At 42.4% G+C, this 25,090-nt stretch carries 25 protein-coding genes and 1 other annotated feature; of the genes, 6 read left to right on the forward strand and 19 right to left on the reverse strand.

From position 1 onward, the window contains the following. Positions 1-2: 2 nt before the first annotated feature. The 3 genes from NSQ11_RS13595 to NSQ11_RS13605 form a co-directional block, all read right to left on the reverse strand. On the reverse strand, positions 3-602 hold the full coding sequence (locus tag NSQ11_RS13595) for a cysteine hydrolase family protein (RefSeq protein ID WP_089374141.1): 600 nt from the start codon (positions 600-602) through the stop codon (positions 3-5). Positions 603-651: 49 nt separating this feature from the next. Continuing rightward, complete coding sequence (locus NSQ11_RS13600) at positions 652-864, reverse strand: hypothetical protein (protein ID WP_039170275.1); 213 nt, start codon at positions 862-864, stop codon at positions 652-654. A gap of 95 nt (positions 865-959) precedes the next feature. Next, on the reverse strand, positions 960-1,607 hold the full coding sequence (locus tag NSQ11_RS13605; RefSeq protein WP_041092577.1) for a triacylglycerol lipase: 648 nt from the start codon (positions 1,605-1,607) through the stop codon (positions 960-962). Between the two features lie 201 nt (positions 1,608-1,808). On the opposite strand from NSQ11_RS13605, the gene NSQ11_RS13610 reads away from it, so the two are divergent. Further along, the gene (locus NSQ11_RS13610) at positions 1,809-2,150 is read left to right on the forward strand and encodes an antibiotic biosynthesis monooxygenase (RefSeq protein WP_079919551.1); all 342 of its coding nucleotides are present in this window, start codon (positions 1,809-1,811) and stop codon (positions 2,148-2,150) included. A gap of 127 nt (positions 2,151-2,277) precedes the next feature. Here NSQ11_RS13610 and tyrS read toward each other — a convergent pair whose 3' ends face one another. Then, positions 2,278-3,546 (reverse strand): tyrosine--tRNA ligase, encoded by a 1,269-nt coding sequence (tyrS, locus tag NSQ11_RS13615; protein ID WP_048002736.1) that lies wholly within the window; start codon positions 3,544-3,546, stop codon positions 2,278-2,280. Between the two features lie 53 nt (positions 3,547-3,599). Then, positions 3,600-3,835, reverse strand: a binding site (T-box leader). A gap of 59 nt (positions 3,836-3,894) precedes the next feature. Further along, the gene (gene acsA, locus NSQ11_RS13620) at positions 3,895-5,619 is read right to left on the reverse strand and encodes an acetate--CoA ligase (RefSeq protein ID WP_041507654.1); all 1,725 of its coding nucleotides are present in this window, start codon (positions 5,617-5,619) and stop codon (positions 3,895-3,897) included. Between the two features lie 155 nt (positions 5,620-5,774). Here acsA and NSQ11_RS13625 point away from each other — a divergent pair, with 155 nt between their 5' ends. From NSQ11_RS13625 to NSQ11_RS13635, 3 genes are read left to right on the forward strand one after another with little or no spacing between them, the layout of a single operon-like run. Beyond that, the gene (locus NSQ11_RS13625; protein ID WP_046344236.1) at positions 5,775-6,407 is read left to right on the forward strand and encodes a GNAT family N-acetyltransferase; all 633 of its coding nucleotides are present in this window, start codon (positions 5,775-5,777) and stop codon (positions 6,405-6,407) included. Positions 6,408-6,444: 37 nt separating this feature from the next. Continuing rightward, positions 6,445-7,086, forward strand: a complete 642-nt coding sequence (locus NSQ11_RS13630; protein ID WP_041092583.1) for a CBS and ACT domain-containing protein — start codon at positions 6,445-6,447, stop codon at positions 7,084-7,086. Next, the gene (locus NSQ11_RS13635; RefSeq protein WP_025207808.1) at positions 7,083-8,243 is read left to right on the forward strand and encodes an acetoin utilization protein AcuC; all 1,161 of its coding nucleotides are present in this window, start codon (positions 7,083-7,085) and stop codon (positions 8,241-8,243) included. The genes NSQ11_RS13630 and NSQ11_RS13635 overlap by 4 nt, the downstream gene beginning before the upstream one ends. Positions 8,244-8,285: 42 nt before the next feature. Here the strand turns inward: NSQ11_RS13635 and ccpA are convergent, their stop codons facing one another. From ccpA to NSQ11_RS13690, 11 genes are all read right to left on the reverse strand, one after another. Beyond that, entirely contained in the window at positions 8,286-9,287 is a 1,002-nt protein-coding gene (ccpA, locus tag NSQ11_RS13640; protein ID WP_008343056.1) for a catabolite control protein A, read from the reverse strand. Positions 9,288-9,737: 450 nt separating this feature from the next. Next, complete coding sequence (locus tag NSQ11_RS13645; protein WP_017358315.1) at positions 9,738-10,814, reverse strand: bifunctional 3-deoxy-7-phosphoheptulonate synthase/chorismate mutase; 1,077 nt, start codon at positions 10,812-10,814, stop codon at positions 9,738-9,740. Between the two features lie 413 nt (positions 10,815-11,227). Beyond that, positions 11,228-11,551 carry a bacillithiol system redox-active protein YtxJ gene (ytxJ, locus tag NSQ11_RS13650; protein WP_007501805.1) on the reverse strand — a complete coding sequence of 108 codons (324 nt, stop codon included), beginning with the start codon at positions 11,549-11,551 and terminating at the stop codon, positions 11,228-11,230. A gap of 30 nt (positions 11,552-11,581) precedes the next feature. After that, on the reverse strand, positions 11,582-12,052 hold the full coding sequence (locus NSQ11_RS13655) for a YtxH domain-containing protein (protein WP_007501807.1): 471 nt from the start codon (positions 12,050-12,052) through the stop codon (positions 11,582-11,584). A 29-nt stretch (positions 12,053-12,081) separates the two neighbouring features. After that, positions 12,082-12,498, reverse strand: coding sequence for a DUF948 domain-containing protein (locus NSQ11_RS13660; RefSeq protein WP_008343048.1), 417 nt, complete (start codon positions 12,496-12,498; stop codon positions 12,082-12,084). A 223-nt stretch (positions 12,499-12,721) separates the two neighbouring features. Further along, on the reverse strand, positions 12,722-14,020 hold the full coding sequence (murC, locus tag NSQ11_RS13665; protein ID WP_008343047.1) for a UDP-N-acetylmuramate--L-alanine ligase: 1,299 nt from the start codon (positions 14,018-14,020) through the stop codon (positions 12,722-12,724). A gap of 302 nt (positions 14,021-14,322) precedes the next feature. After that, positions 14,323-17,076: a DNA translocase FtsK gene (locus NSQ11_RS13670; protein WP_272754091.1), complete on the reverse strand. Its 2,754-nt coding sequence runs from the start codon at positions 17,074-17,076 to the stop codon at positions 14,323-14,325. 196 nt (positions 17,077-17,272) lie between these two features. Beyond that, on the reverse strand, positions 17,273-17,878 hold the full coding sequence (gene ytpR, locus NSQ11_RS13675) for a YtpR family tRNA-binding protein (protein WP_035391100.1): 606 nt from the start codon (positions 17,876-17,878) through the stop codon (positions 17,273-17,275). A 16-nt stretch (positions 17,879-17,894) separates the two neighbouring features. Continuing rightward, complete coding sequence (locus NSQ11_RS13680; RefSeq protein ID WP_008343044.1) at positions 17,895-18,707, reverse strand: DUF1444 domain-containing protein; 813 nt, start codon at positions 18,705-18,707, stop codon at positions 17,895-17,897. Between the two features lie 18 nt (positions 18,708-18,725). Then, complete coding sequence (locus tag NSQ11_RS13685) at positions 18,726-19,046, reverse strand: thioredoxin family protein (RefSeq protein ID WP_003217665.1); 321 nt, start codon at positions 19,044-19,046, stop codon at positions 18,726-18,728. Further along, positions 19,033-20,061 (reverse strand): PTS sugar transporter subunit IIC, encoded by a 1,029-nt coding sequence (locus NSQ11_RS13690; protein WP_019743715.1) that lies wholly within the window; start codon positions 20,059-20,061, stop codon positions 19,033-19,035. The genes NSQ11_RS13685 and NSQ11_RS13690 overlap by 14 nt, the downstream gene beginning before the upstream one ends. A 200-nt stretch (positions 20,062-20,261) precedes the next feature. Here NSQ11_RS13690 and NSQ11_RS13695 point away from each other — a divergent pair, with 200 nt between their 5' ends. Continuing rightward, positions 20,262-20,708 (forward strand): YtoQ family protein, encoded by a 447-nt coding sequence (locus tag NSQ11_RS13695; RefSeq protein WP_007501817.1) that lies wholly within the window; start codon positions 20,262-20,264, stop codon positions 20,706-20,708. Between the two features lie 43 nt (positions 20,709-20,751). Here NSQ11_RS13695 and NSQ11_RS13700 read toward each other — a convergent pair whose 3' ends face one another. Continuing rightward, positions 20,752-21,825, reverse strand: a complete 1,074-nt coding sequence (locus tag NSQ11_RS13700; protein ID WP_008343043.1) for a M42 family metallopeptidase — start codon at positions 21,823-21,825, stop codon at positions 20,752-20,754. 199 nt (positions 21,826-22,024) lie between these two features. Here NSQ11_RS13700 and NSQ11_RS13705 point away from each other — a divergent pair, with 199 nt between their 5' ends. Continuing rightward, a complete protein-coding gene (locus tag NSQ11_RS13705; protein ID WP_003217759.1) occupies positions 22,025-22,339 on the forward strand; it encodes a PepSY domain-containing protein in 315 nt (104 codons plus the stop codon). Between the two features lie 40 nt (positions 22,340-22,379). Here NSQ11_RS13705 and NSQ11_RS13710 read toward each other — a convergent pair whose 3' ends face one another. Both NSQ11_RS13710 and NSQ11_RS13715 read right to left on the reverse strand, forming a co-directional pair. Continuing rightward, on the reverse strand, positions 22,380-24,077 hold the full coding sequence (locus tag NSQ11_RS13710) for an NAD-dependent malic enzyme (protein ID WP_035391093.1): 1,698 nt from the start codon (positions 24,075-24,077) through the stop codon (positions 22,380-22,382). Positions 24,078-24,150: 73 nt separating this feature from the next. Then, positions 24,151-24,999, reverse strand: a complete 849-nt coding sequence (locus NSQ11_RS13715; RefSeq protein ID WP_035391091.1) for an MBL fold metallo-hydrolase — start codon at positions 24,997-24,999, stop codon at positions 24,151-24,153. Positions 25,000-25,090 lie beyond the last annotated feature (91 nt).

Below are 25,090 nucleotides of genomic sequence, written 5' to 3' on the forward strand. Positions count from 1 at the left end.
TTCTAGGAGCTTTTGCTTGCCCAATTTGTGATGAGCTGCTCTGTTGTCAGGACAGTCGCAAATTCATCATGCAGTGTTGCAAGTGAAAGGCGATGGATCGTTTCTGGATCATAGTATGTACCGGTTTGATCTGCGAGTCCAAAGGCGGCTGTTGCATCCGACATGAGGTATGTCTCAAAGCCTAGGTTTCCACTCATTCTTGTTGTGGTAGATACGCAGTGCGGTGTTGTAAGTCCAGCAATCACAACAGTGTCGATCTCGTTTGATCTTAGTTGTTCCTCTAAGTTTGTACCTATAAAGCTACTGTTGACTTTCTTTTGTATGACCGTTTCTTCATCTAGCGGTTTGGCGATCTCTTTGAAGGAGTGCCCTTCATTTGCTGGATGAAATAAGGAGTGCGGCTGATCCGATGTATGCTGAATATGAATGACTGTCCAGCCTTTTTCTCTCCAAAACGTCAATAGACGACTGATATTCTTCTCTGCATCTAGGTTATTCCGTTCTCCCCATTTTTCGTGCTCGAATGCTTTCTGTACATCAACCATAATCAAAGCCTTTTGATGTTGTTGCACAAATCCCCACCTCCAAAGAATCTGAATCATTACTTGTAGTGTAAGGAATGGTGGTTGATTTGTACATGTTTTTATTTGGCTATGTACGATGTTTTGTCTGTTTTTGCAGTAAAAAGACAAACCACACACTGGCTATTAAGTAATAGATACCAATGATGGATGTACAATTAGATATGACTTCTGCCCATTGCACTGATTTGACGATTGCCATCCAGATCATATAGATGATCAGAAATGAACATGGGAAATAGAGAAAGTAGCCCAAGAAAGCATATTTGAGTTTTTGCGTCATCTTTTATCCTCCTAAAAATCTTCTTCAACACCTAGCAGCACCCATATAACCATGACATCAAAAAAGACAGCACAAATCGCTGTCTTTTTGATTTTTTAATTCGTATTCTGTCCTCCGCCATTCAATCCTTCTTTCACATAGCCTTTGACTTGGCTTGAGGTTAATAGACCGATATGTCCAACGCCGTGGATCAGGACGTTTCTTGCGCCAATTAAGCGAGAGAGGCTGTTGACGACGATGAGATCGGCTGAGCTATAGACAGATGTGTAAAGAATTTTTTGATTTGGATCGGTGCCTGGTAATGCTCTGAGTGAAACGAGTCCGTTCGCTCCACCAAGTGTGACGACGTTTTCAATTTTATCTCCGCCGTCTAGGTTCTTAATATAGTATAACGTGTTCGCACCGCCCATACTATGAGCCACAATATCTACTTTTTTGGCGCCCGTTTTGGCTAGTACATCTTTGACGAATCTAGAGAGCCTCGGGCCATTGTTCAGGTTATTGCCTGTTTTGTCTATGAAATCGATTGCAAAAAGTTGGTTTTGATCCCATCCCTGTGATACCAAGTAACGTTTGATTGAAGCAAAGTTATAAGATGCACCGCCCATGCCGTGTACCATTACAACCGGATTATGCTCAGCCGCTTTGGCTTCTTTCGGCTGGATGAAGGCTATTGAACCTAGCACTAAGGCAAGGGCAACAAGAATTTGCAAACTCTTTTTCTTAAATCGAATCACTTTCATTCCCCCTTATTCATCTTATTCGACTCTATTTTATACAAGAAAAATATGTCAGAAAAGTGAACAAGGTAATGTTTATGAGATGATTTTACAGAAATATAAATAATCATAAAGCACCTTGGACTTTTTTAAATTAAAACAAAAAGACTACGAGACCTTCTTTCTTTCATATATAATATCAATAGACAAAGGAGGTTCTGCTAGATGCTGTTTACTCAAACACCTGCACTACCCTATTATGCCGTGATTTTCACATCAAAACGAACGAATGTTGAGCAGAAAGAATACGCTGCTGCTGCTCAAAAAATGGAACAATTAGCGAAAGAACTAGACGGGTTTCTTGGAATAGAAAGTGCACGAGATGAACATGGTGTTGGAATCACTGTCTCTTACTGGGATTCATTAGCAGCCATCAAAGAATGGAAAGCACATACAGCACATCAGCGTGTTCAAAAAAAAGGAAAAAAAGATTGGTATGAATCCTATACAACTCGAATTTGTAAGGTAGAACATGCTTATACAAACGAAGATTCACTTCTTGAATAAGAAACAGACAAATGAGAGAAAACCGCTCTGTAAAAGCTTAATTCCTACTTCTGAATAAAAAGAAAAGCACCTCAATGTATATGAACATTTGAGGTGCTTTTCATGATACTTACTGTTTCATAAGGATTTATTTATACGTCACAAGGAAGTATTTCTTTTTCCCTCTTCTTAAGACCGTAAATTGGTTTTCAATTCGGTCTTCAGCTGAAAGGACATAGTCTTTGTCGGTTTGTCTCTCTCCGTTGATGTAGACGGCACCGTTTGTGATATCTTCACGCGCTTGACGTTTTGATGGAGACAGTTTTGATTCGACAAGAACATCAACAAGTGTTAATTCTTCTCCACTGTCTTTCTCCATTGATGGCACATCTTTAAAGCCTACTTTCACTTCTTCTGCTGTAAGAGATTTGATCTCGCCTTTAAATAGCGCATTTGAGATGTTGACAGCCTGTTCTAGTGATTCACGGCCATGCACAAGTGTTGTGACTTCTTCTGCCAAACGGCGCTGTGCTTCACGTTTTTCAGGGGCTGTTTGCACTTTTTCTTCATACGATGCGATCTCTTCTTTTGATAAGAACGTAAAGTATTTTAAGTATTTCACGACATCACGGTCATCTGTGTTAATCCAGAATTGGTAGAATTCATATGGTGATGTTTTTTCTTTATCTAACCAGATGGCACCGCCTTCTGTTTTCCCAAACTTTGTGCCGTCTGCTTTTGTCACAAGCGGCATGGTGAGACCGAATGCTTTTGCGCCTTCTGCTTCAGACTTACGGATCAACTCAAGTCCAGATGTGATATTTCCCCACTGGTCACTTCCGCCGATTTGCAGCTTACAGTTTTCATTTCTGTAAAGGTTCAAGAAGTCTAACGATTGCAGAATCACGTAGCTGAATTCTGTGTACGAAATCCCTGTTTCAATACGGGAGCTGACGATATCTTTTGCGAGCATGAAGTTGACACCGAAGTTCTTTCCAATATCACGAAGGAACGTGATGACATTCATTTGACTGATCCAGTCATAGTTATTCACGATAACAGCTGGGTTGTCACCTGCTTCAAAATCAAGGAATTGAGAGAGCTGGCCTTTGATTTTCTCTGACCACTGTTCGACGATTTCTGCTGGGTTTAGTGAACGTTCTGCTTTTTTGAAACTTGGGTCACCAATCAGTCCAGTTGCGCCACCAACAAGTGCAATCGGATGATGGCCTGCTTCTTGGAATCTGCGCAATGTTAAAATTGGCAGTAAGTGACCAATGTGCAAGCTGTCAGCTGTTGGATCAAAGCCGGAGTATAGCTTGATTTTTTCTTCTGCTAATAATTTTGTTAAACCTTCTTCATCTGTTTGCTGCTGAATTAATCCTCTGAACGATAATTCTTCCATCAATTGACTCATATCCAAATCTCCTTTTTTTACAATTCAACATAAAAAACGCCCCTTCGAATGAACGAAGGGACGATATATATCGCGGTACCACCCTGCTTAAAAGACAAAACAACACGTCTTTTCACTTACACTGATAACGGACAGATCCGTTCTTTCACTAATTAGATAGCATATGCTCCTTTTCGTAAAAGCGGTTCGTGAGGGTAATTCGAATATCTCTTTGTACTGACTCGCACCAGCCGTCAGTTCTCTTGGACAGGGAAAGATGATTCTACTGAATCTCAGTCAAAACCTTTTTATATTCAACTAAAGTCATTTTTAACATACTTTTGATATCAAGTCAACTAACGGAAGCGATTAATCTTCCATTGTCGAGAGATCGCCAGCAGGTAAATTCAGTTCCCACGCTTTTAGCACACGTCTCATAATTTTACCGCTGCGTGTTTTTGGCAGTTTGTCTTTAAACTCAATTTCTCTCGGTGCTGCATGTGCAGCGAGTCCTTTTTTCACAAACGTACGAATCTCTTCTTTCAGCTCATCTGTCGGTTCGTATCCGCTTCTAAGTGCTATAAATGCTTTAATAATTTCACCGCGCACAGGATCTGGTTTTCCGATGACACCAGCCTCTGCAATGGCCGGATGTTCCACCAGTTTACTTTCTACCTCAAATGGACCGACCCGCTCTCCTGACGTCATGATGACATCGTCGACACGTCCCTGGAACCAGAAGTATCCATCTTCATCCATATAAGCTGAATCTCCTGAAACATACCAATCTCCCGGCATAAAGTAAGATTCATATTTTTCAGGATTGTTCCAGATCGTATGCATCATAGATGGCCAGCCTTTTTTGATGGCAAGGTTCCCCATCCGGTATGGCGGAAGTTCATTTCCGGCATTATCCACAATCGCAGCTTCAACGCCTGGAATTGGTTTCCCCATCGAACCTGGTTTGATATCCATGCATGGATAGTTACAAATCAGCTGTGCACCTGTTTCTGTCATCCACCAAGTGTCATGAATTCGTTTACCGAATACAGCGTCTCCCCAGCGGATCACTTCTGGATTAAGTGGCTCTCCTACACTTAACACATGACGGAGTGAGCTGAGATCATATTTTTGAATGAGATCGTCTCCTGCTCCCATCAGCATTCTGAAGGCTGTCGGTGCACTGTACCAAACGGTCACACCAAGCGATTCAATGGTTTCGTACCACGTATCAGGATTGAACCTGCCGCCTAAAATCACATTCGTCGCTCCATTCAACCACGGAGAAAAAATACCGTACACCGTCCCTGTTACCCAGCCTGGATCAGCTGTACACCAGTAGACATCTTCTTCTTTCAAATCAAGTACCCATTTACCCGTCTGGCCTTGCTGCACCATTGCGCCATGAACATGGAGCACACCTTTTGGCGTACCAGTGGACCCTGACGTGTAATGAAGCAAGTATCCATCTTTTTCATCCATCCACTCGATTTCAAGTTCCTTCGCTGCCTGCTCAAATGCTTCTTCAAAGTGAATCGTCCGCACACCACCTGCATCCTCTTTTTCACCACCGACAATGATGACGGATTCAAGCTTTGGAAGTTCTGCAAACGGAATCCGCTCAAGCAGATCAGGCGTTGTCACAATCACTTTTGCCTCACTATTTTCTAAACGATCTTTGACGGCACCTTCCATAAATGCCTCAAATAACGGACCGACGATCGCACCAATTTTGACAGCACCAAGCAGTAGAAAATAGAGCTCAGGTGATCTTGGCATAAAGATAAACACGCGATCCCCTTTTTGCACATGTGCCTGTTCTCTTAATAGATTTCCTGCTTTGTTTGTCTTGATTTTCATATCCCTGAACGTATACTTTTCATCCCGCTGTGAATCTTTGTAGTGAAGCGCCACCTTGTTTTTACGAAACGAGTCCGCATGTCTGTCAATCGCTTCATAAGCTGCATTTACTTTTCCTGTTTCATACCAAGAGAAATTTTTTCTCGCTTCCTCCCATGAAAATTCTTTGTATGCTTGCTCATAATCATTTAAATGATAGTCCCCTTTTACTGATGGTAGCGTTTCCACTTTCATCAAACAGTCCCCCTTTGCATACGTTTACAATGACCATTATAGTATAGATGACTTTTTTTCTCAATTTTTAAAAAACTTCCGATGAAACCGTTTTAATTATTGCAAGATTTAAGATAGAATAGAGACGACTCACTAGAATTTGAGGCGGTGGATACGTGGAGCATCCTAAAACTTATTATTCAAAAACCATTAAGCGAGAAACAGGCACCATCCTGATTGAAGGACCGGTACCTGCATCAGAGCTTGCGAACTATACGTTTCATGAAGGACTAACGGCATTTCGCACGCCTGAGGAACAGAAACAAGCACTTGTTGAAATAGCAGATCTTCCTGAAGGACGTATTATCATTGCTAGGGTGGATGAGCTTGTCGTAGGCTATGTCACGTATTTGTACCCTGATCCGCTTGAACGCTGGTCAGAAGGCAACATGGACAATTTAATTGAGCTCGGTGCCATTGAAGTCGCTCCTCCATTCAGAGGCTGTTCACTTGGCAAGCATTTACTGGATGTGAGCATGATGGATGAGCAAATGGAGAATTACATTATCATTACAACCGAATATTACTGGCATTGGGATTTAAAGGGGACGAAGAAAAACGTGTGGGAGTACCGCAAAATGATGGAGAAAATGATGAACGCCGGCGGTCTTGTCTGGTTTGCAACAGACGAGCCAGAGATTAGCTCACATCCAGCCAATTGTTTAATGGCACGGATCGGAAAAAATGTGAGTCCTGATTCGATCGAGCGTTTCGATCGTCTTCGCTTCCATCAGCGCTTTATGTATTAACGTTCAATTCGTTTTTTGGCAAAGGGGATTGGTAAACATGATGATTGAACAAATTATGGAGCGTGATGTGATCACGCTGCGAAAAACCGATACGATTGAAGAGGCCATTCAAAAAATGAGTGCACATCACATTCGGCATATTCCCATCGTATCTGAGCAGGGATCTGTCATTGGGATGGTGACAGATCGGGATATTAAAAATGCCAGTCCAAGTATTTTTGAAACAGAGAAAAGGCAGCTTTTTATTCAGCGGCCGGTTGAAGACATCATGGTGCTAGAGACGATTACCGCTCATCCGCTTGATTTCGTTGAGGAGATTTCAAGTGTCTTTTTTGAACACGGAATTGGCTGTCTTCCCGTTGTGAGACGCGGTAAGCTTGTAGGGATCATCACAAAAACAGATTTACTTCGTACGTTTGTAAGACTAACAGGTGCAGATCAGCCTGGATCACATTTAGAGGTTGAAGTAGCGCAAGTGACAGAGGGTCTTGCAGACATTACGGCCATTTTAAAAGAGCAGCATATTCAAATGCTGAGTGTACTCGTGTACCCACATGCCAATGAAGCCTCTAAAGTGCTCGTCTTCCGCCTTCAAACGATGCATGCAGATCATGTGATGAAGCTGATTCGTGCAAAAGGCTATAAGGTGCTCTGGCCTATGGAGCAGACGATCAAATGAAGGAAGCGACCTTTGTTTTTTCACCATCTTTTCAAACGTACCAGTTTCATCAAGATCATCCCTTCAATCAGCTTCGCGTCTACTTAACTTATGATCTTCTTCAAAAAATGAAGGCGTTAACGGATGATGAGATTGTCGCACCTCGGATGGCGACGCTGGAGGAGTTGAAGCTCGTCCATACAGCAGACTATATTCAAGCAGTACAGCGAGCAAGTGAAGGAAAACTGTCCACCGTAGAGGGGGAACGTTATGGTCTTGGCACTGAGGACACCCCGATGTTTGCAGGGATGCATGAGGCAGCTTCTCTCCTAGTTGGCGGGACATTAACAGCGGTTGATCAAGTGATGCTTGGGCATTCGCAGCATGCGCTCAATCTTGGCGGCGGGCTTCACCATGGATTTAAAGGGCGTGCTTCTGGCTTTTGTATTTATAATGACAGCTCTGTGGCCATTCAGTATATTCAAAAGACATATGGCGCTAGAATTTTATATATTGATACAGATGCTCATCATGGCGATGGTGTCCAGTTTAGCTTCTATGATGATCCAGAGGTATGTACTGTTTCCATTCATGAAACAGGGCGCTATTTGTTCCCTGGAACTGGACAAGTACAGGAAAGGGGTCATGATAAAGGCTATGGTTATGCATATAATATCCCGCTTGACGCATTTACAGAAGACGAATCATTTTTAGAATCCTATCGAACAGCAGTGACAGAGATTGCTGCTTTTTTTAAACCAGATGTCATTTTGACGCAAAATGGAGCAGATGCCCACTATTACGACCCTTTGACGCATTTATCTGCTACCATGAAAATATATGAGGAAATTCCTAGAATTGCCCATGAGCTGGCGCATCAATATTGTGATGGAAAATGGATCGCTGTGGGCGGAGGCGGCTATGATATTTGGCGTGTCGTCCCAAGAGCATGGAGCCGCATTTGGCTTGAGATGAAAGGCATTACACCACCAGATGCGCTTCCTCAGGAATGGATTCGGGCATGGGAAAAACAATCTCCTGTTCCGCTTCCATCCACATGGCTAGATCCTGACGATTTATATCCACCGATTCCAAGAAGAGCAGAAATTACAGAAAAAAATGCGCAAACGGTAGAAAAAGCACTCATGCCTGTTAGACGAGAAAAGAAAAAGGCATAAAAAAAAGCAGGCGTCCACTGATCAAGTGAGCCTGCTTTCTTTTTATTTCGTCGATTGTCTTTCTTCAATTCTATGTGGTAATTCAACAATTTGATCTTCTACTTGTTCTTTGTTCATGAGCTTTGTCAAAAGTCTCATCGCAACAGCTCCAATATCGTAAGTCGGCTGAACAACTGTTGTCAATTGAGGGCGCACCATGAGGGATAGTCTTGTGTTATCAAAGCCAATCACTTCTAAATCTTCAGGAATTGATACGCCTCTGTCCTGCGCTCCATGAATGACACCTAGCGCCATTTCGTCAGTCGCTGCAATCACAGCCGTCGGCTTGTCAGATTGCTCAAGCAGATTAGCGAGCGCTTCAATACCAGAGTCATATGAGTAGTCTCCTTCAGCAACAAGCGCTTCGTCAAACGCGATACCAGCTTCTTCAAGCGCACGCTTATAACCAGCAAGCTTTCTCATAGAGTTAATTGGTTCTGACATTGGTCCAGATACAAACGCAATTCGTTTATGTCCTTTTTCAACTAATAGCTGAACTGAATCATAAATGGCTTGTTCATAGTTAATGTTGACTGATGGTGTTTGTGCCTGCTCTTCAACAGATGCTGCAAGTACAATGGGTACAGGAGAGCGCTTAAATTCTTCCACATGCACATCTGTAATGTTTCCGCCCATAAAAACGATTCCATCTACTTGTTTGCCAAGCATTGTGTTTAACAAATGAAGTTCTTTATCAGTATTTTGGTCTGAGTTGCTCAAAATAATGTTGTACTTGTACATCGTCGCAATATCTTCAATTCCTCGTGCAAGCTCTGAATAGAAGATACTTGAAATATCAGGGATGATGACCCCAACTGTTGTGGTCTTTTTACTTGCAAGGCCTCGTGCGACTGCGTTTGGACGGTAGCCGAGACGATCAATTGCTTCAAGTACCTTTTTTCTTGTTGTTGGTTTTACGTTTGGATTACCATTAACAACGCGTGATACCGTTGCCATACTTACGTTTGCTTCTCTTGCTACATCATATATTGTAACATTATTCACATAAATCACTCCTTCAAATACACTTCATATCTATAGCATTCACCAATTGGATAGAGACATGTCAGATACGAGGAAAATAATATCCTATTTGTCATTAAAACGATGAAAAGAGACACATAATTTTTCAATCTACATCAAAATGACATTCTTTTATGAAATTATACACGTTTTTTCTTCATATGAAAACGTTCCCTTTCTTTTTATAACTAAATTAAACAAACTTTAATGAGCTTGTTACCTGTAAATTGAATCATATTTCACCAAAAATCGTCGCGAACGTCAGCTATGACAATGATCTTAGCAGATTCTATCGAATTTTAAAAATGAAAACATTGTGAACAAGCATATTTTTAGCTTGCAATGTGCTCTCTTCCTTTCATTCCCAATCTTGATCGTATTTTTTCATGAAAAAACCGCCGGGCTGTCATCCGGCGGCTTTTCTATTTATGATTACGCATGAATGTTGACAAGTGGTCTTAATGCATCTAACCATTTTTCGAATTGTGGAATGTCCATTTGCTGCGCTGAATCAGATAGGGCAACAGATGGATCTGGATGCACTTCTGCCATCACACCGTCTGCTCCAATCGCAAGAGCTGCTTTAGCTGTTGGAAGAAGTAGATCTCTTCGTCCAGTTGAGTGTGTCACGTCAACAAAGACTGGTAAATGTGTCTCTTGTTTCAAGATTGGCACAGCCGAGATATCTAGTGTATTTCTTGTGGCTGTTTCGTATGTGCGGATGCCTCGCTCGCAAAGGATGATTTGGTCATTTCCTTGTGCGATGATGTATTCAGCTGCATTGATGAATTCTGAAATTGTTGCTGCTAGACCGCGTTTTAAAAGAACTGGTTTATTCACTGATCCAGCTTCTTTTAAAAGCTCGAAGTTCTGCATGTTACGTGCTCCAATTTGGATGACATCGATATGCTCAATCGCTTCTTCAATATGAGCAGGATTCACGATTTCACTAATAACTGCAAGACCGTATTCATCTGCTACACGTTTTAGAATTTTTAGACCGTCTACGCCAAGTCCTTGGAAGTCGTATGGACTTGTGCGAGGCTTAAATGCGCCGCCACGAAGAAGTTTTAGTCCCTGCTGTTTCGCTGCTGCCGCTACTTCTGCAACTTGCTCGTAGCTTTCAACGGCACATGGTCCAACGATGAAACGTTGTTTTCCGTCACCGATCGCTTCTCCATTGATATTTACAATTGTATTTTCAGGTTTTTTCTTACGAGAAACAAGAAGTGCTTTGCTGTGGTCATCTTCTTGAAGCTCTAAACCTGCTTTGAAAATTTCTTTGAAAATATGTTGAATCGTTGAATTTTCAAATGGGCCATCATTTTCTTCAAGAATTTGATTAAGCATTGTGCGCTCTCTGACAGGGTCATAACGGTTGACACCTTGCGCTTCTTTTGCCTTTCCAATTTCTTTTACAATGTTTCCTCTTTCATTGATCAGTTTTAAGATTTGAAGATTTAGTTCATCTGCTTGCTGTCTCAATTGTTCCAATTCATTGTTGCTCATTTTTGTCATCCTTTCCTCTGCCCGCTCTCGCTTTTTATTTTTGATCTCTTATAATAGGGTTTATTATAAACAAAGATTTCGGAATTGTCACGAAAAAATTCTTTATTACCCAAACGCTTTTAAGCGATAAAGTATTATGTGTAAGATTATAGCATACTTTTGATGCAAGTAAACCTTTTTTATAAAAAAAACGTCAGCAATCGCTGACGTTTCAGCGGGTAGACAAACCCTCGCATTCTTTGTCAGTCCTGTGCGCTGGTACTCACGAATGACAAATTCGCTCCGTGCCAGTGCTCGTCCTTCCTAGACTGCAAAGGTTTTCTATCACGCTGAAAAGAAGACAAAGGGCTAAAATAAAGTTCATTTTAGCCCTTTGTCAACAATCTTGAACGTCAGCAATCGCTGACGTTTTTCTACATGTTATGTTCAAGCGCTTCTTTTGTAATGCTTGAGTGAGAAGCATGCCACTTTACTTTGCCACCGCTAAAGATGAGTGCCTGCGGGCTTTCGTGCTTGATCCCTGACTTTTCAGTCACATAGGATGAAAGCTCTCTTGTGTTTTGAATTTGCAAGAAATAAGCAGGAACATCCTCATGTTCTGACGCAAACGCTTCAAACTCTTGAAAAGCAGCTTGGCTGATTGGACATGTCAAACTGTGCTTAAAAAAGACAAAGGTTCCGTCTTGATTCGTTAGTTGATCAAACTGTTCTTCTGTTTCTATGAGTTGTTTAGACATGATGTGCTCCTTCCTAACTTAAGCAGCGAGTTAGCCTTTCGTAGATTGTTCTACTTTTTCTTTGACATCTTTGATGCCGTCTTCAATGTCTGCTTTTGCTTCTTGTGCTCTTACTTTTGCTTCATCTGCTACATCTGAAGCTTCATTTGCAATATTTGCTGCAGCATCTTCTGCTTCGCTTTTTACTTGTTTAGCTTTTCCAGCTGTACGATCTTTTATGTCTTTTACTTTGTCTAAAATCTGGTTTGACTGCTCTGCTACGAGCTGAGACAACTCAGATGTTTTGTCTTTCGCAATCGTCACATATTCAGTGCCTTTTTCCTTTGCATCTGTTGTAAGACGATCTGTTTTTTCTTTTAGGGCATTCGCTTGGGTGTTCAAATCATCGCGAAGCTCTTTCCCTGACTTTGGTGCTAAAAATAATGCCGTTGTTGCACCGATAATGCCACCGATAAGTGTTCCGATCAAAAAGTCTTTGCTATTGATTCCGTCTTTGCTCATGATTATTCCTCCTATGCGAAAATGGTTGTTTATTGTTGTTTACGCTGTTTCCACTTTTTATAGATTTCAAGTGCTGCGTTACTCCAGCTTACCACATCCGTGACTTTCTCTTGATTTCGTTCAACGGATGAAGTAACCGCACCAGCTGCCTGCTTTATGCTTGTATTAAATTGGTTGATCGAGCCACCAATTCCCTGCACCGCATCCACAACTGTGTTAAGTTTTGCCGATTTGTCTTGAATATCTTCAGCAAGCTGATTGGTCTTATGTAGCAACTGTGCTGTCTCTGTGGTGATGCCTTGCATCTGTCCTTCAAGACCTTCTAAAGTTGATGCGACATTCTTTAATGTCAGCTGTAAGGATTTCAATGTTTTGGACAAGTAGATGACAAGAATGAGGAAAGCGATTGCGATGAGTGCAACGCTTAAATAGAGAATAATAATCATCTGATACCTCCTTTGCTGCGGGCATATTCAATTCAATACCCTCTCGTTGTATCATTCAAACATCGCCTAGAATGACCGATTGAATAATAATTCTACACTTATTCGCCAATTCCTGTCCACAGCGAACGAAAAAAAGCGGCACATCTTGTCACATTTAGCCCCTTTGTCACATTTTATTCAAAATAAAAAAGTGCCGATTGAATCGGCACTTTTTGACAGGCAATTATACTGCGACTTTCTCATAAGCACGAAGATACTTTTGAATATCTCCTGCTCCCATAAAGACCAAGATCGCATTTTCATGTGCTTTCAGCACAGATGTCTCTTCTTCTTCAATCAATTGGGCTTGCGGAATTTTTTCCCGCAAATCTTCAATGCTTAGTTTCCCAATGTTTTCACGAGCTGAACCGAAAATATCACAAAGGTACACATAGTCCGCTTTTTTCAGACTGTCTGCAAATTCACTTAAAAATTGCTGTGTACGAGTGAAAGTGTGCGGCTGGAAGACTGCTACAATATCACGGTCTGGATACTTCTGGCGGGCTGCTTCGATCGTGACTTCAATTTCAGTCGGATGGTGCGCATAATCGTCAATTAAGACTTGTTCACCGACTACTTTTTCATTAAAGCGTCGTTTCACACCGCCAAATGTCGTTAAAGCACCTTTGATGAGCTCTACATCAATGGCCTCATAGTGGCATAATGCAATGACCGCTAATGAGTTAAGGACATTGTGGTTTCCGTAAGCAGGAATGTAGAAGGTATCATAAAACGTATTACGTACAAATACATCAAATGTCGTGCCTTCTGTGTTTTTCACAACATTTCGTGCTTGGAAATCATTTTCTTCATTGAATCCGTAGTACACAACAGGTACTTTTGCTTGGATCTTGAGCAGATGCTCGTCATCACCGCAAGCGATGATGGCTTTTTTCACTTGAAGTGCCATGTTTTGAAACGCATCGAACACGTCATCAATATCCGTGAAATAATCAGGGTGATCAAAATCAATATTGGTCATAATCGCATAGTCTGGATGGTAGCTGAGGAAATGCCTGCGGTATTCGCACGCTTCAAATACAAAATACTCGCTGTTTTCTTTCCCCATTCCAGATCCATCACCGATTAAGTAGGAAGTTGGTTTTGCCGCTTGCATCACATGTGCAAGCAGACCTGTTGTCGATGTTTTACCATGAGCACCAGTAATTGCAACGTTTGTGAATGAATCCATGTATTCTCCAAGAAATTTATGATAACGAATAACAGGAATCCCTTCAGAAAGAGCACGCTCAATCTCAGGGTGTGTATCTGGGAATGCATTTCCTGCAATCACCGTCATCCCTGGCTGAATATTATCTGGGTCAAATGGAAGAATTTTAATATTTCGTTCTTCTAATGCTTTTTGTGTAAAGATATGTTTTTCGATATCCGATCCTTGGACAGTATACCCAGTATCATGAAGAATTTGGGCCAGTGGACTCATACCTGTCCCTTTTATTCCAACAAAATGATAAACAGTCATAATTGTACCTCCAACAAACGTCTATCTGACTTACAGTATATGACGCTCATTTCAATTTGCAACTTGTGATTTTTGTCTCTAGCTGATCACAAATCGCAGCTCCAAATAAAGATTTTTTTCCGATCTTCCTATTCTAATCAATATTAACTATGATTAGTATCCGACAACTTTCCCATTTCTAACACCTGCTTTCGCTCATTTTCATTAAAAAGCGTTCAAACAGGCATGCGAAAAGCGTCCAATTCAAAAATTGCACCTATGTGCTATCATACCATGTTTATCAAAAAAATGAAGTGGTTTGTTTAGATCAATTGTTCTAAGTCACTCAGTGTCATGAGGACCTCTCTTGGCTTACTGCCTTTTGCCCCAGAGATCATCCCTTCACGTTCCATCATATCAATCAATCTTGCTGCTCGATTGTAGCCAATTCTAAATCTTCTTTGCAAACTGGATGTACTTGCACTATTTTGCTCGATGGCGAACCTGCATGCGTCCATAAACAATTCATCTTCGTCTGTAATAGCAGAGCCTTGGAGCATTAATTCTTCCTGTTCAAAAAGGAACACAGGTTTGCGCTGTTTTCTCACATGCGCTACCACTTCATCAATCTCTCGATCTGATACAAAGTTCCCTTGTAGCCTTGTCGGTTTGCCAGAGCCATTTTCTAAGAACAGCATGTCTCCTTTACCGAGAAGCTTTTCAGCACCTGCCATATCAATGATCGTTCTTGAATCCACTTGGCTTGAAACAGAGAAAGCAATTCTTGTTGGGATGTTTGCTTTAATAAGGCCTGTAATGACATCAACAGAAGGTCTTTGCGTCGCAATGAGTAAGTGAATCCCGCATGCTCTTGCTTTTTGGGCAATTCGGCAAATGCTTTCTTCGACTTCATTTGGTGCGACCATCATTAAATCAGCCAGCTCATCAATGACAACGACGAGATATGGCAGTTTTTCACCCATTTGTTTTTCTTTCACCAGTTCGTTAAATCGTTTGATTTCTCTCACACCAGAGTGTGCAAACAGTTCGTAGCGTCTTTCCATTTCATCTACTACCCATTTCAGGGCAGCTGTGGCTGTCTTGGCATCAGTAATAACCGGGCTCACAAGATGCGGAATGTGATTATACGGCGCGAGTTCGACCATTTTAGGGTCGATTAACAGCATTTTCACTTCATCAGGTGAGGCTTTAAACATCAGGCTCACGAGAATGGTATTAATACAGACACTTTTCCCTGAACCTGTTGCTCCGGCAATTAAGCCGTGCGGCATTTTTTGTAAATCAACCACAACGGGCTGACCGGAAATATCCAATCCGAGCGCCGCCGTTAATGGAGATGGATTGTCTCTGAAGGCACTGCTTCTGATCATTTCTCTTAAGAAAACCATTTTACTGTGAAGGTTCGGCACTTCGATTCCAATCGTGTTCTTCCCAGGAATCGGTGCTTCGATCCGAATATCTTTTGCAGACAAACTGAGTTTGATATCATCTGACAGGTTTGTAATTTTGTTCACTTTCACGCCTGGTTCAGGATGCACTTCAAATCTTGTAACAGAAGGACCTTGCGTCACATGAACAACACTTGCTCTGACATTGAAGTTTTTCAGAGTGGCATTGAGCAGTTCTGCCCGTTCTTTCACCCATGTTCCGTCCTCTTCTTTTTGTGCTGGCGGAACGTCTAGAAGGGCTAAACTCGGAAATACATATCCTTGTGCATCTGCCGTTTTCTTCTGTCCTTGCACGCGCTGATCACTTTTTAACATCATGACGTTAAAAGGAACGGTGGAGGTTTGACCGCTTGAGCGCTTTGGCTGTGGAGAAGACGATTTTGGTTCTTCACGTTTTATTTCATGCGTTTCTTCAGGTGTTTCCTCAAGCTCTTCTGCCATATCCCCGGCGATCTCTGCTTGTCCAGAGTCAGCAAATTCATCTGATGCTTCTTCAACTGGCATGACTTCATCATCTGTTAATTTTACTTCCGGCAGAGAATCATCATCTTGCGAATCTTGTATGATCATCGGTTCTTCTTGTTCAAATGCTGCCACTGACACGTCTGCTTGACTTTCTTCTATCCATGCAGCCTCTGTTGTTTCCTCCATAGCCTCTACTTCATTCTCTTCCAGCACCGCAGTTTCTTCTACTGGGCTTTCTATCTCCATGTCGAGTGCTGGTGATGGGCTTTCAGCTGTTTCAAATGTAAAGCTCTCTTTTTTCTGAGCATCATCTTCAAGCGGAATCATCGGCTCTTCTTGTTCAATGGTGACTGCCTGTTCTTGCTCCATCTCTAGAGGCTCGTTAGATGCTTCAGCTTGCTCCATATGTAAGAATGCTTCCCGATCGTCTTTGGTCTGTGACAAAACTTGATCTTGATCCTCTGTCTCACTGAAAGGCTCGTCATATAAACGTTCCATCGTTGATTGAACGTGATCTTGATAAGCGAGTTCCTCTTGCAAAGTAAGCGGGGGCGTGACAGGTTGCTTCTCTGCTTGTTCTTCTGTTTGGGCTGACATCATGTCTTCCAACCGTTGTTCTTTTCGTATAGACGGGATGTTCATTTGCTGTCTTACATTCCGTTCACGCTCTGCTTCTTCTGATAACAGTGTGACACGCTGTGACGCTTCTTCTGCCGATTTCATTTTGACAGAAGATGTGTCTTCTTTGGCTGCCGCATGTTTTGGACGCATATCCTGGTGGTAGCCATAGATGGGTGAAGGGATTTGCTCTGGTTTAAAAGGCTTTTTATTGAGATCAGGCTGCACCGTTTGTTTTGGCTGATAGGTCGTCTGCTTTGCCTTTGGCTGACTTGACCGCGTGCGCCTTCTTTCTTGCTGCTTTGCTGCCTCACGTGCAGGTTCATCTGGAACGAGAGGAAAGCGGAAATTGCCTTTTGGATATTCATAATACACTTTCGTATCTTCAACTTTTTTATATTCTTTATGCTGTTCAACAGCTGGCTGCTTTGGTGCAATCGGACCTGTTTCAGGCCTCTCAGCTTTTTCTTCTTTTTTTTCTTCTCCTAAAAATACACTAAAAAATTTATCTAACCAACTCATCATTTATCACTCACTTTAACTCCCCTTACGTTTTCTTGGGCGATTTTTAGTATACCATTGCTTTTTCATGCAGAAAAGCGAGAAAAGTGCTACGCTTTGCTGTTCATGCTGTCTGTAGATGAAAAAAAGTCACTAAGTACGTACTTAGTGACTTTTGGTATAACACATTCTTCGCTCATTTGTACCCGTTTATGGGAGGTTACGCTTCAAATGGTTCGCCAGCTTGGCGACTTCCTTCTAGAACAAGGATTCCTTTTTCAGCAGGCGCATTCGGAAGATCTAATTCTTTTGCAGAACAAATCATTCCGCTTGAAGGAACACCTCTTAGTTCAGCATCTTTGATCACCAAACCGCTCGGCATCACAGCACCGACCTTTGCAACCACAACATATTGACCTTGATCAACGTTTGGTGCACCGCACACGATTTGTAAGGTTTCACCGCCAACATCTACTTGGCAAATGTTCAGTTTATCTGCATTCGGATGTTTTTCTTTTTCCTTCACATAGCCGACCACAAACTTAGGTGATAGATCAACTGTTAATGTTTCACTGACACCGTTGCGGTTCAAAATTTCATTGATATCTTGAACAAGCGTTTCAGAAAGCGGTACAGATCCGTTTTCTTCAATTTTCATGTAAGTAGATGCATTGAAAATATTAAAACCTGTTGTTTCTTTTGTGTCTTGATTGAAGATTCTTACGACATCTCCAAACGTTTCATGACCTACTTCTTCTCTTGTTACATCTTTCAATGAAATAAGGAGTGTGTCGCCGACACCTTCTGCATTATAAAAAACGTTCATTCTTCAAAATTCCCTTCTACTGCTGTTTTGGTCTACTTTTTGCAAGAATAAAGATCGGTTCAAGCTTGCCTTCGTCATATAAAAATGACAAGGCCGTAATCGGAACCGTGCCGCTGGCGAAGAAGCTCATCGACATTTGCCCTAAAATATCATAGCCTGATTCATTGCGTACATCTGCAATGATGAACACATCTTGATGGGGAACGGAAATAGCCATTTGTCCCTCTACTTTTTGCGCGTATTCTTGTAAAATCGATTCATTTAATATTCTGCTTGCATCGTACCCGTCGTTTGCACGGAAGAAATAAAAACGGTTGCCCGCCACTTCATCCATCTTCACGACAGTCTTTAGTGAACGGACGTTAAAACTTGCGGTTTCTCTAATTCGTTCTTTTGTCCAGTTCTCCTTTTGCAGCATCTTCTCGTCAATTAATCTGTAGGTGCTTCCAAGGTCAAGTGCATAGTAGATTCTTGTCTCTGCTGTATGCTCATCAAAAACGAGCGGAATCTCATCACTCGATGTTTCTGGAAAGGACGTTGAACGAATGACCGGATAAATGTGCTTCTCTTTACCTGAGATGTGCTGCGCTTCACCTTTCATAGCGCTGAGCGCTTCTTTCACATAATAAACGATCTCATCCAGTGTTTCATCAGGCTTTACTTCCCACTTTGCAATAATCGGCGGGAGCTCAAGCGTGATGCCCTTTCCTGTATGTTTATCTTCTACACGAAGCGTATCTTTTTCCCTGTCAAACTGGTGGGTCCAGCTGTCGTTCGTCAGACGGCTTTTCAATTGATTGGCAAGCTGTCTTGATGTCATTTTCGCCATAATAAGACTCTCCTTTCGTTATTTAGAAAGAGAATCTGTTAAAAATGCTTCAATCTCTTCCTTTGTCTTACGATCTTTGCTGACAAAACGGTTGATCTCTTGTCCGTTTTTAAAGACTAAAAAGCTTGGAATTCCGTAAATTTCCCACTCTGCACAAGTGTCGATGAACTGATCTCTATCCACATAGAAGTATTCAAATTCTGGATAGTTTGCTTCAAGCTCTGGCAAAAACGGCTCAATAAATGTGCAGTCAGGGCACCAGTCAGCTGAAAATAGTAATACGGTTAAGTCTTCTTGAATCACTTTTTGTAATTCTTCGTTTGATTCAATTTTTTTCATGTTTGATTCCTCCAGTTTGTATACTTAAATCTCCGAATTGTATATAGCCTTTCTTTCTCATCCATTCTGATACTACCAAACTAATCACTGCCGGGCCAACGATATGCAAAAGAGCAATTGCGAGGAAAACGGATGGATGAAATCCCATGACTGTGAGTGTCATGAGCTGGCCGACAAGACCGCTCGTTCCCATACCCGCTCCTGCCGCATTATTGACCATCCCAAAGCCAATAATACCAATTGGCGCAAGAATCAGTCCTGCAATCGTCGGCGGAATGAGAATGAGCGGATTTTTCACAATGTTCGGCAGCTGTAGTTTTGATGTTCCAATGCCTACCGCAGCAAGACCGCCAAAACGATTTTCTCTAAATCCTGCAGCAGCAAAGCCGACCATCTGCGCACAGCAGCCAATCGTTGCCGCACCAGCAGCAAGACCGCTTAAATCAAGCATCAGCGCAAGCGCAGCGCTTGAAATCGGTGAGCTAAGAGCAAGTCCAACAATGGTTGCAACCAGCATGCCCATGATGAGTGGACTTTGGTCAGTCCCCCATACGATCAGCCTGCCGAGCCCTGTCATCACCGCCTGAATCCCAGGGCCAATAAAAGCAGCAGTGAGAAAACCTGTGATAATGGTCACAAGCGGCGTTAAAATAATATCAATTCTTGTCTCACCACTGATCAGTTTGCCTAATTCCACACCAATGAGAGCAGCCACGAAGCTTCCAGCGGGTCCCCCAAGCTCTGCTCCAGCGGCACCTGAAACAACACTTGCGAAAATAATTAAAGGAGAAGCGTTTAAGCGATAAGCAACCGCTACGCCAATTGCTGGTCCCATCAGCCCCATAGCGAGCGTTCCCATTTCCACGATGAGAGGAAATGATAACAGGCCGCCTGCTGTTTTTAAAATCAGCCCTACCACTAATGTAGCAAATAGACCTAAAGCCATATAAGAGAGTGCATCAATAAAATACACCTTTGGCGAAAGGGAAATACCCTTTCTTTTTAAATAAGTCATCAACGTCGTCTTCCTGCTTTCTCATAGGAAAGACGAAGAGGCCTGTCCTTCCCATTATATGTAGTCTTCTTACGATGAAAAATAGTCTCTACCATGAATATCATAATCATATTTTTTTTGCTTTATCAAGCACTTCTTGTGTAACATGAAAAGAAACAGGGCAAACCTTTACTAAGTTTGTGCACAAGGAGGAGATTGTTATGCAATTAACGGTTTATTTAGCTGGAGAAATTCATAGCCAGTGGCGCGATGAAATTAAGGAAAAAAGCCAGTCGTTGAAACTACCAGTGACGTTTGTTGGTCCAATGGAGAATCATGACCGATCAGATAACATCGGAGAAGATATTTTAGGCGGGCAGCCAAATGCCATCTTGAAAGACGATGCGGCTTCTGATTTGAACAATTTCCGCACCGAACTATTATTAAATAAGGCAGACGTCGTCATCGCCCGCTTTGGTGAGAAATATAAACAGTGGAATACTGCAATGGATGCTTCTTCTGCCATCGCCAAAGGAAAACCCCTTATTTTGATTCGTCCTAAAGAATTACATCATCCCCTAAAGGAACTATCAAACAAAGCAAATATCACTGTCGAAACAGTGAATCAAGCAATTAAGGCGTTGTCATACGTGTTTGAACAGGAATAAGAAAAAGGCTGTGCTCTTAATGAGGCAGCCTTTTTCTTATCGTTTACACTTGTTGATAAATCGAATCCACCGTGCTTTGATCACAATTTTTCACAAGACGAACAATTAATTCTTTTGCCGCTGCATAATCATCCACATGCAAGACAGAGTGACTTGTATGAATGTAACGCGCGCATACACCAATAACAGCAGACGGTACACCTTGATTTGAGATATGGACACGTCCAGCATCCGTACCGCCTGGCGATACGAAATATTGGTATGGAATATTGTTTGTTTCGGCTGTATCGAGGACAAATTCTCTCATGCCTCGGTGCGTAATCATCGTGCGATCATAAATACGAAGAAGTGCACCTTTTCCAAGCTGGCCAAATTGTGATTTGTCTCCCGTCACATCATTTGCGGGACTCGCATCTAGAGCAAAGAACAGATCCGGCTGAATCATATTCGCAGCTACCTCAGCCCCTCTGAGCCCTACTTCCTCTTGGACGGTTGCACCTGAATATAGCTGACATGAGAGGGTTTCGTCTTTTAATTCTTTCAATAATTCAATGGCAAGTCCGCACCCATAGCGGTTATCCCAAGCTTTGGCTAAAATCTTTTTCGGATTGGCCATTGGGGTAAAGACCGTTGCAGGAACGATTTGCTGCCCTGGGCGAACGCCAAGCTCTTTCGCTTCTTCTTCACTGTCTGCACCAATATCAATCAGCATATCTGACGGTTTTACTGGTTTGCTTTTTTGTTCTGGTGTCAGAAGGTGAGGAGGTGTGCTCGATACAACGCCCGGAATTGGCCCGTGATCCGTATGAACATCCACGCGCTGCGCAAGCATCACTTGACTCCACCAGCCGCCAAGTGTTTGAAAACGAATCATTCCGTTTTTCGTAATGGATGACACCATAAAGCCGACTTCATCCATATGACCAGCCACCATAATCTTCGGCGCGTTCTCTGGGCCTTTGCGGACACCAAACACTCCGCCAAGACGATCCTGTATGAGTTCATCGGAATATTTCTCAAGTTCCTTTTTCATAAAAGCACGCACATGGTGCTCATTACCTGGAGTTCCCTGTAGTTCTGTTAAATTTCGGAAAAGCGACATTGTTTCTTCGTTCATTTGACAGTTACCCTCATTTCTATGTAATGACCATATAAATTCCTATAAAAATAACACTCACTTTATACTATAAGAATTCTTTCGGTTTTCCAAGTATCTCTCCAGAAATTTTGAATATGCTTTCAAGTATTCGGATTTCTTAACATCGCTGGACAAGTTTTGTATAATGGAAAAAACAGCAATACGGAGGTGCAGCACGTTGAAGTTAAAACATGTTCTGATTGGTGCGAGTATAGGCGTAGCCGCTGCAATTGTTGCAAAGAAAGTCTTTTTCCCTACGTATATCTCGTCTGAAAAAGCGTTAAAAATTGTGAAATCTGCTTTTAAACAGCGCGGCCCGATTGATGGCTCTTGGATTTATACTGTACCAGAACCGTATACCGTAAATGGTGAAACGATTGATGTGTACAAATCTGGCATTACACGCTCCGCCTTTGGCGAGCTGGAACAGTATGAAGTCATGATTGATGCAAAAACAGGCATGATCGTTGATGTCATTGATTCTGTTGCTTAATAAGAAAGCTTCGCAAAGACAAGTCCTTGCGAAGCTTTTTTTAGATGGCTTTGATTTTTTTGTATACAGGGTGCCACATGGCGTCTTGCACAGCCTGAATGAGATCATCAGGGGTTTCTTCCGCAATTCCTTCGTCAATCGCTGCTTGTGCCACACGGACAGCCACTGTCGCTGAAACTGTTCGAAGCTGATCAACACTTGGAAGCATCGCAGCACCCGGTTTTCCGACATTGACCATGCTCGCAATCGCTTCAGCACTCGCAACAAACATGCTGTCTGTCATGAGGCGGGCTTTACACACAATCGTTCCAAGACCAAGCCCTGGAAACACAAGGGCATTATTTGCCTGCCCAATTTCATATGTCACACCGCCATATTCAACTGGATCAAACGGGCTTCCCGTTGTGACAAGCGCACGTCCTTCTGTCCACTCAATGAGATCTTCCGGCTTTGCCTCTGAAAGAGGTGTTGGGTTAGACATCGGTAAAATCGCTGGCCGCTCTACATGTGACGCCATTTCTTTCACAATTTCCTCTGTAAATGCCCCACCTACAGTTGAGGTACCAATTAAGATCGTAGGTTTCGCCTGCTTCACGACCTCTAACAAATCAATTGAATGCTTTGGACCATTACGTGCATAATCCTTCACTTCATCAGAACGTCTTGCATACGGCTTTTGGAATGGCTGAATGTCAGGTGAATCATCTGTGAGCAATCCCGTTTTATCAATACACCAGAAATGATCATATGATTCCTCTTCTTTGACACCATCTCGCACGATGGCATCACGAATTTGCTCGGCTATACCAATCCCTGCTGTACCTGCTCCAAAGATCACGATTCGGTGATCTTTCAGCGGAACCTTCGATGCTTTTGCACAAGCAAGAACGGCAGCAAGTGAGACGGCTCCAGTTCCTTGAATATCATCATTAAACGTACAAATACGGTCCTTATATTTTTCCAAAATGGCGCGCGCATTTTTTGTACCGAAGTCTTCCCAGTGAAGAAGTGCATTTGGAAAAGTCGCACGGGCAAGCTCAACATATTGATCAATAAACTGATCATAGCGCTCTCCTCGAACGCGGGAGTGCTGATTTCCCACATAAAGCGGATCATTTAAAAGGCTTTCCTGGTTGGTCCCAGCATCAAGCACCACTGCCAGCACACGGCTAGGATCAATACCTGCTGCAGCTGTATAAACAGCCAGTTTTCCGACTGAAATGGCGATTCCGCCAACACCCCAGTCACCGATGCCTAAAATTCCTTCTGCATCTGTTGCGACAATGAGATCAATTGATTCATCCACTCCGTAAGATGCAAAAATTTCTTCCATTCCTTCTAGGTCATCAATGGATAAATAAATTCCTCTTGGCTTTCTATACTCGTGGCTGTAACGCTGAATCGCTGTTCCTACGGTCGGTGTGTAAACAATCGGCAGCATTTCTGCCAAATGCTCATTTAATAATTTATAAAAGAGCACTTCATTTCTGTCATGAAGCGCAGTTAAATAGACATTTTTCCCAAGTGCATCTGGCTGTGCTTTGAACTGTTCATATGCACGCTTTGCTTGATCTTCTAGTGTTAACACCTTCGGCGGCAGAAATCCCTTTAACCCAAGCTCTTCCCGCTCTTCCTTTGTAAATGCGACTCCTTTGTTTAAATAAGGGACAGACATGACTTCGATCCCTCTTAACGGTGTCTCGATGACATCACCATGTACACGATAAAATTGATTCACCTGCACTCTTCCTTTCACAAGTTCATTTTGTCGTTATTTTGTGTGAAAGGCGAAAAAACATACAGATGATCTTTTATCTTCCGGTTTCTCTTTTGACCTCATGGGTCATTGCCCCGTCTTCATCCCACTTTACAGCACGGTAGATGGCATCATGATAAAACAAGTACCATGCATTGTTTTCTTCGGCAAATGCCTGCCATTTTTGCTTCGCTGGGATCGAGGTCATTGGATAATCATCATATGCCAAGACCCAAAGCGGGTTTTTATGAGCGTGTGTCGGCATGATATCCGCTAAATGAATAGCTGTTTCTCCCTGACTTGTGAGCGTTAAGATGCTATGCCCATTGCTATGTCCACCTGTATGATGCAGGCGAATGCCTTCTGTTACTTCGATGCTATCTTCAAATGTCATGACTTGATCGGCAACAGGCTCCCAGTTTTCTTTCCAATATGTATTTCTTGAGCGGATGTTCGGTGCTCTCATTTCGTCCCATTCAATTTTGGACGTGATGATTTTTGCCTGCTGAAAAACAGACACGAGCTCATCGCCTTCACGTTTTGTCAGCCCGCTTGCATGATCAAAATGCAAATGAGTCATTAAGACGTAATCTATATCAGATGGGCGCAAACCGAGAGCCGCAAGTGATTCTTCTATTTTCGTTTCCTCTGTGACGCCATAATTGCGTTTTTGTTTCTCTGTCAGCTTCCCTGATCCGATGCCGGAATCTACTAACAGATGAAGACCGTTCCACCGTATGAGCATTGGATCACACCGTAATTCAATTTGATTTCGATCATTCACAGGGTATTTTTTTGACCATAATGGCTTTGGCACCACGCCAAACATGGCACCGCCATCCATGTGTGTATCTCCCCCATTTAACCAGAACAGTTCCATTTCACCTATTTTCATTGTCTCCATTGCTGTCATCCCTCCTTTTTCTATCGTAGCAAATACAAAGGAAAATCGCATGTGCTAATCTTTTTATCAAAAAAAGCTGACCGCAATCGTT

It is taken from the genome of Bacillus sp. FSL W7-1582 (genome assembly GCF_038593325.1).
Lineage (GTDB): Bacteria > Bacillota > Bacilli > Bacillales > Bacillaceae > Bacillus > Bacillus altitudinis.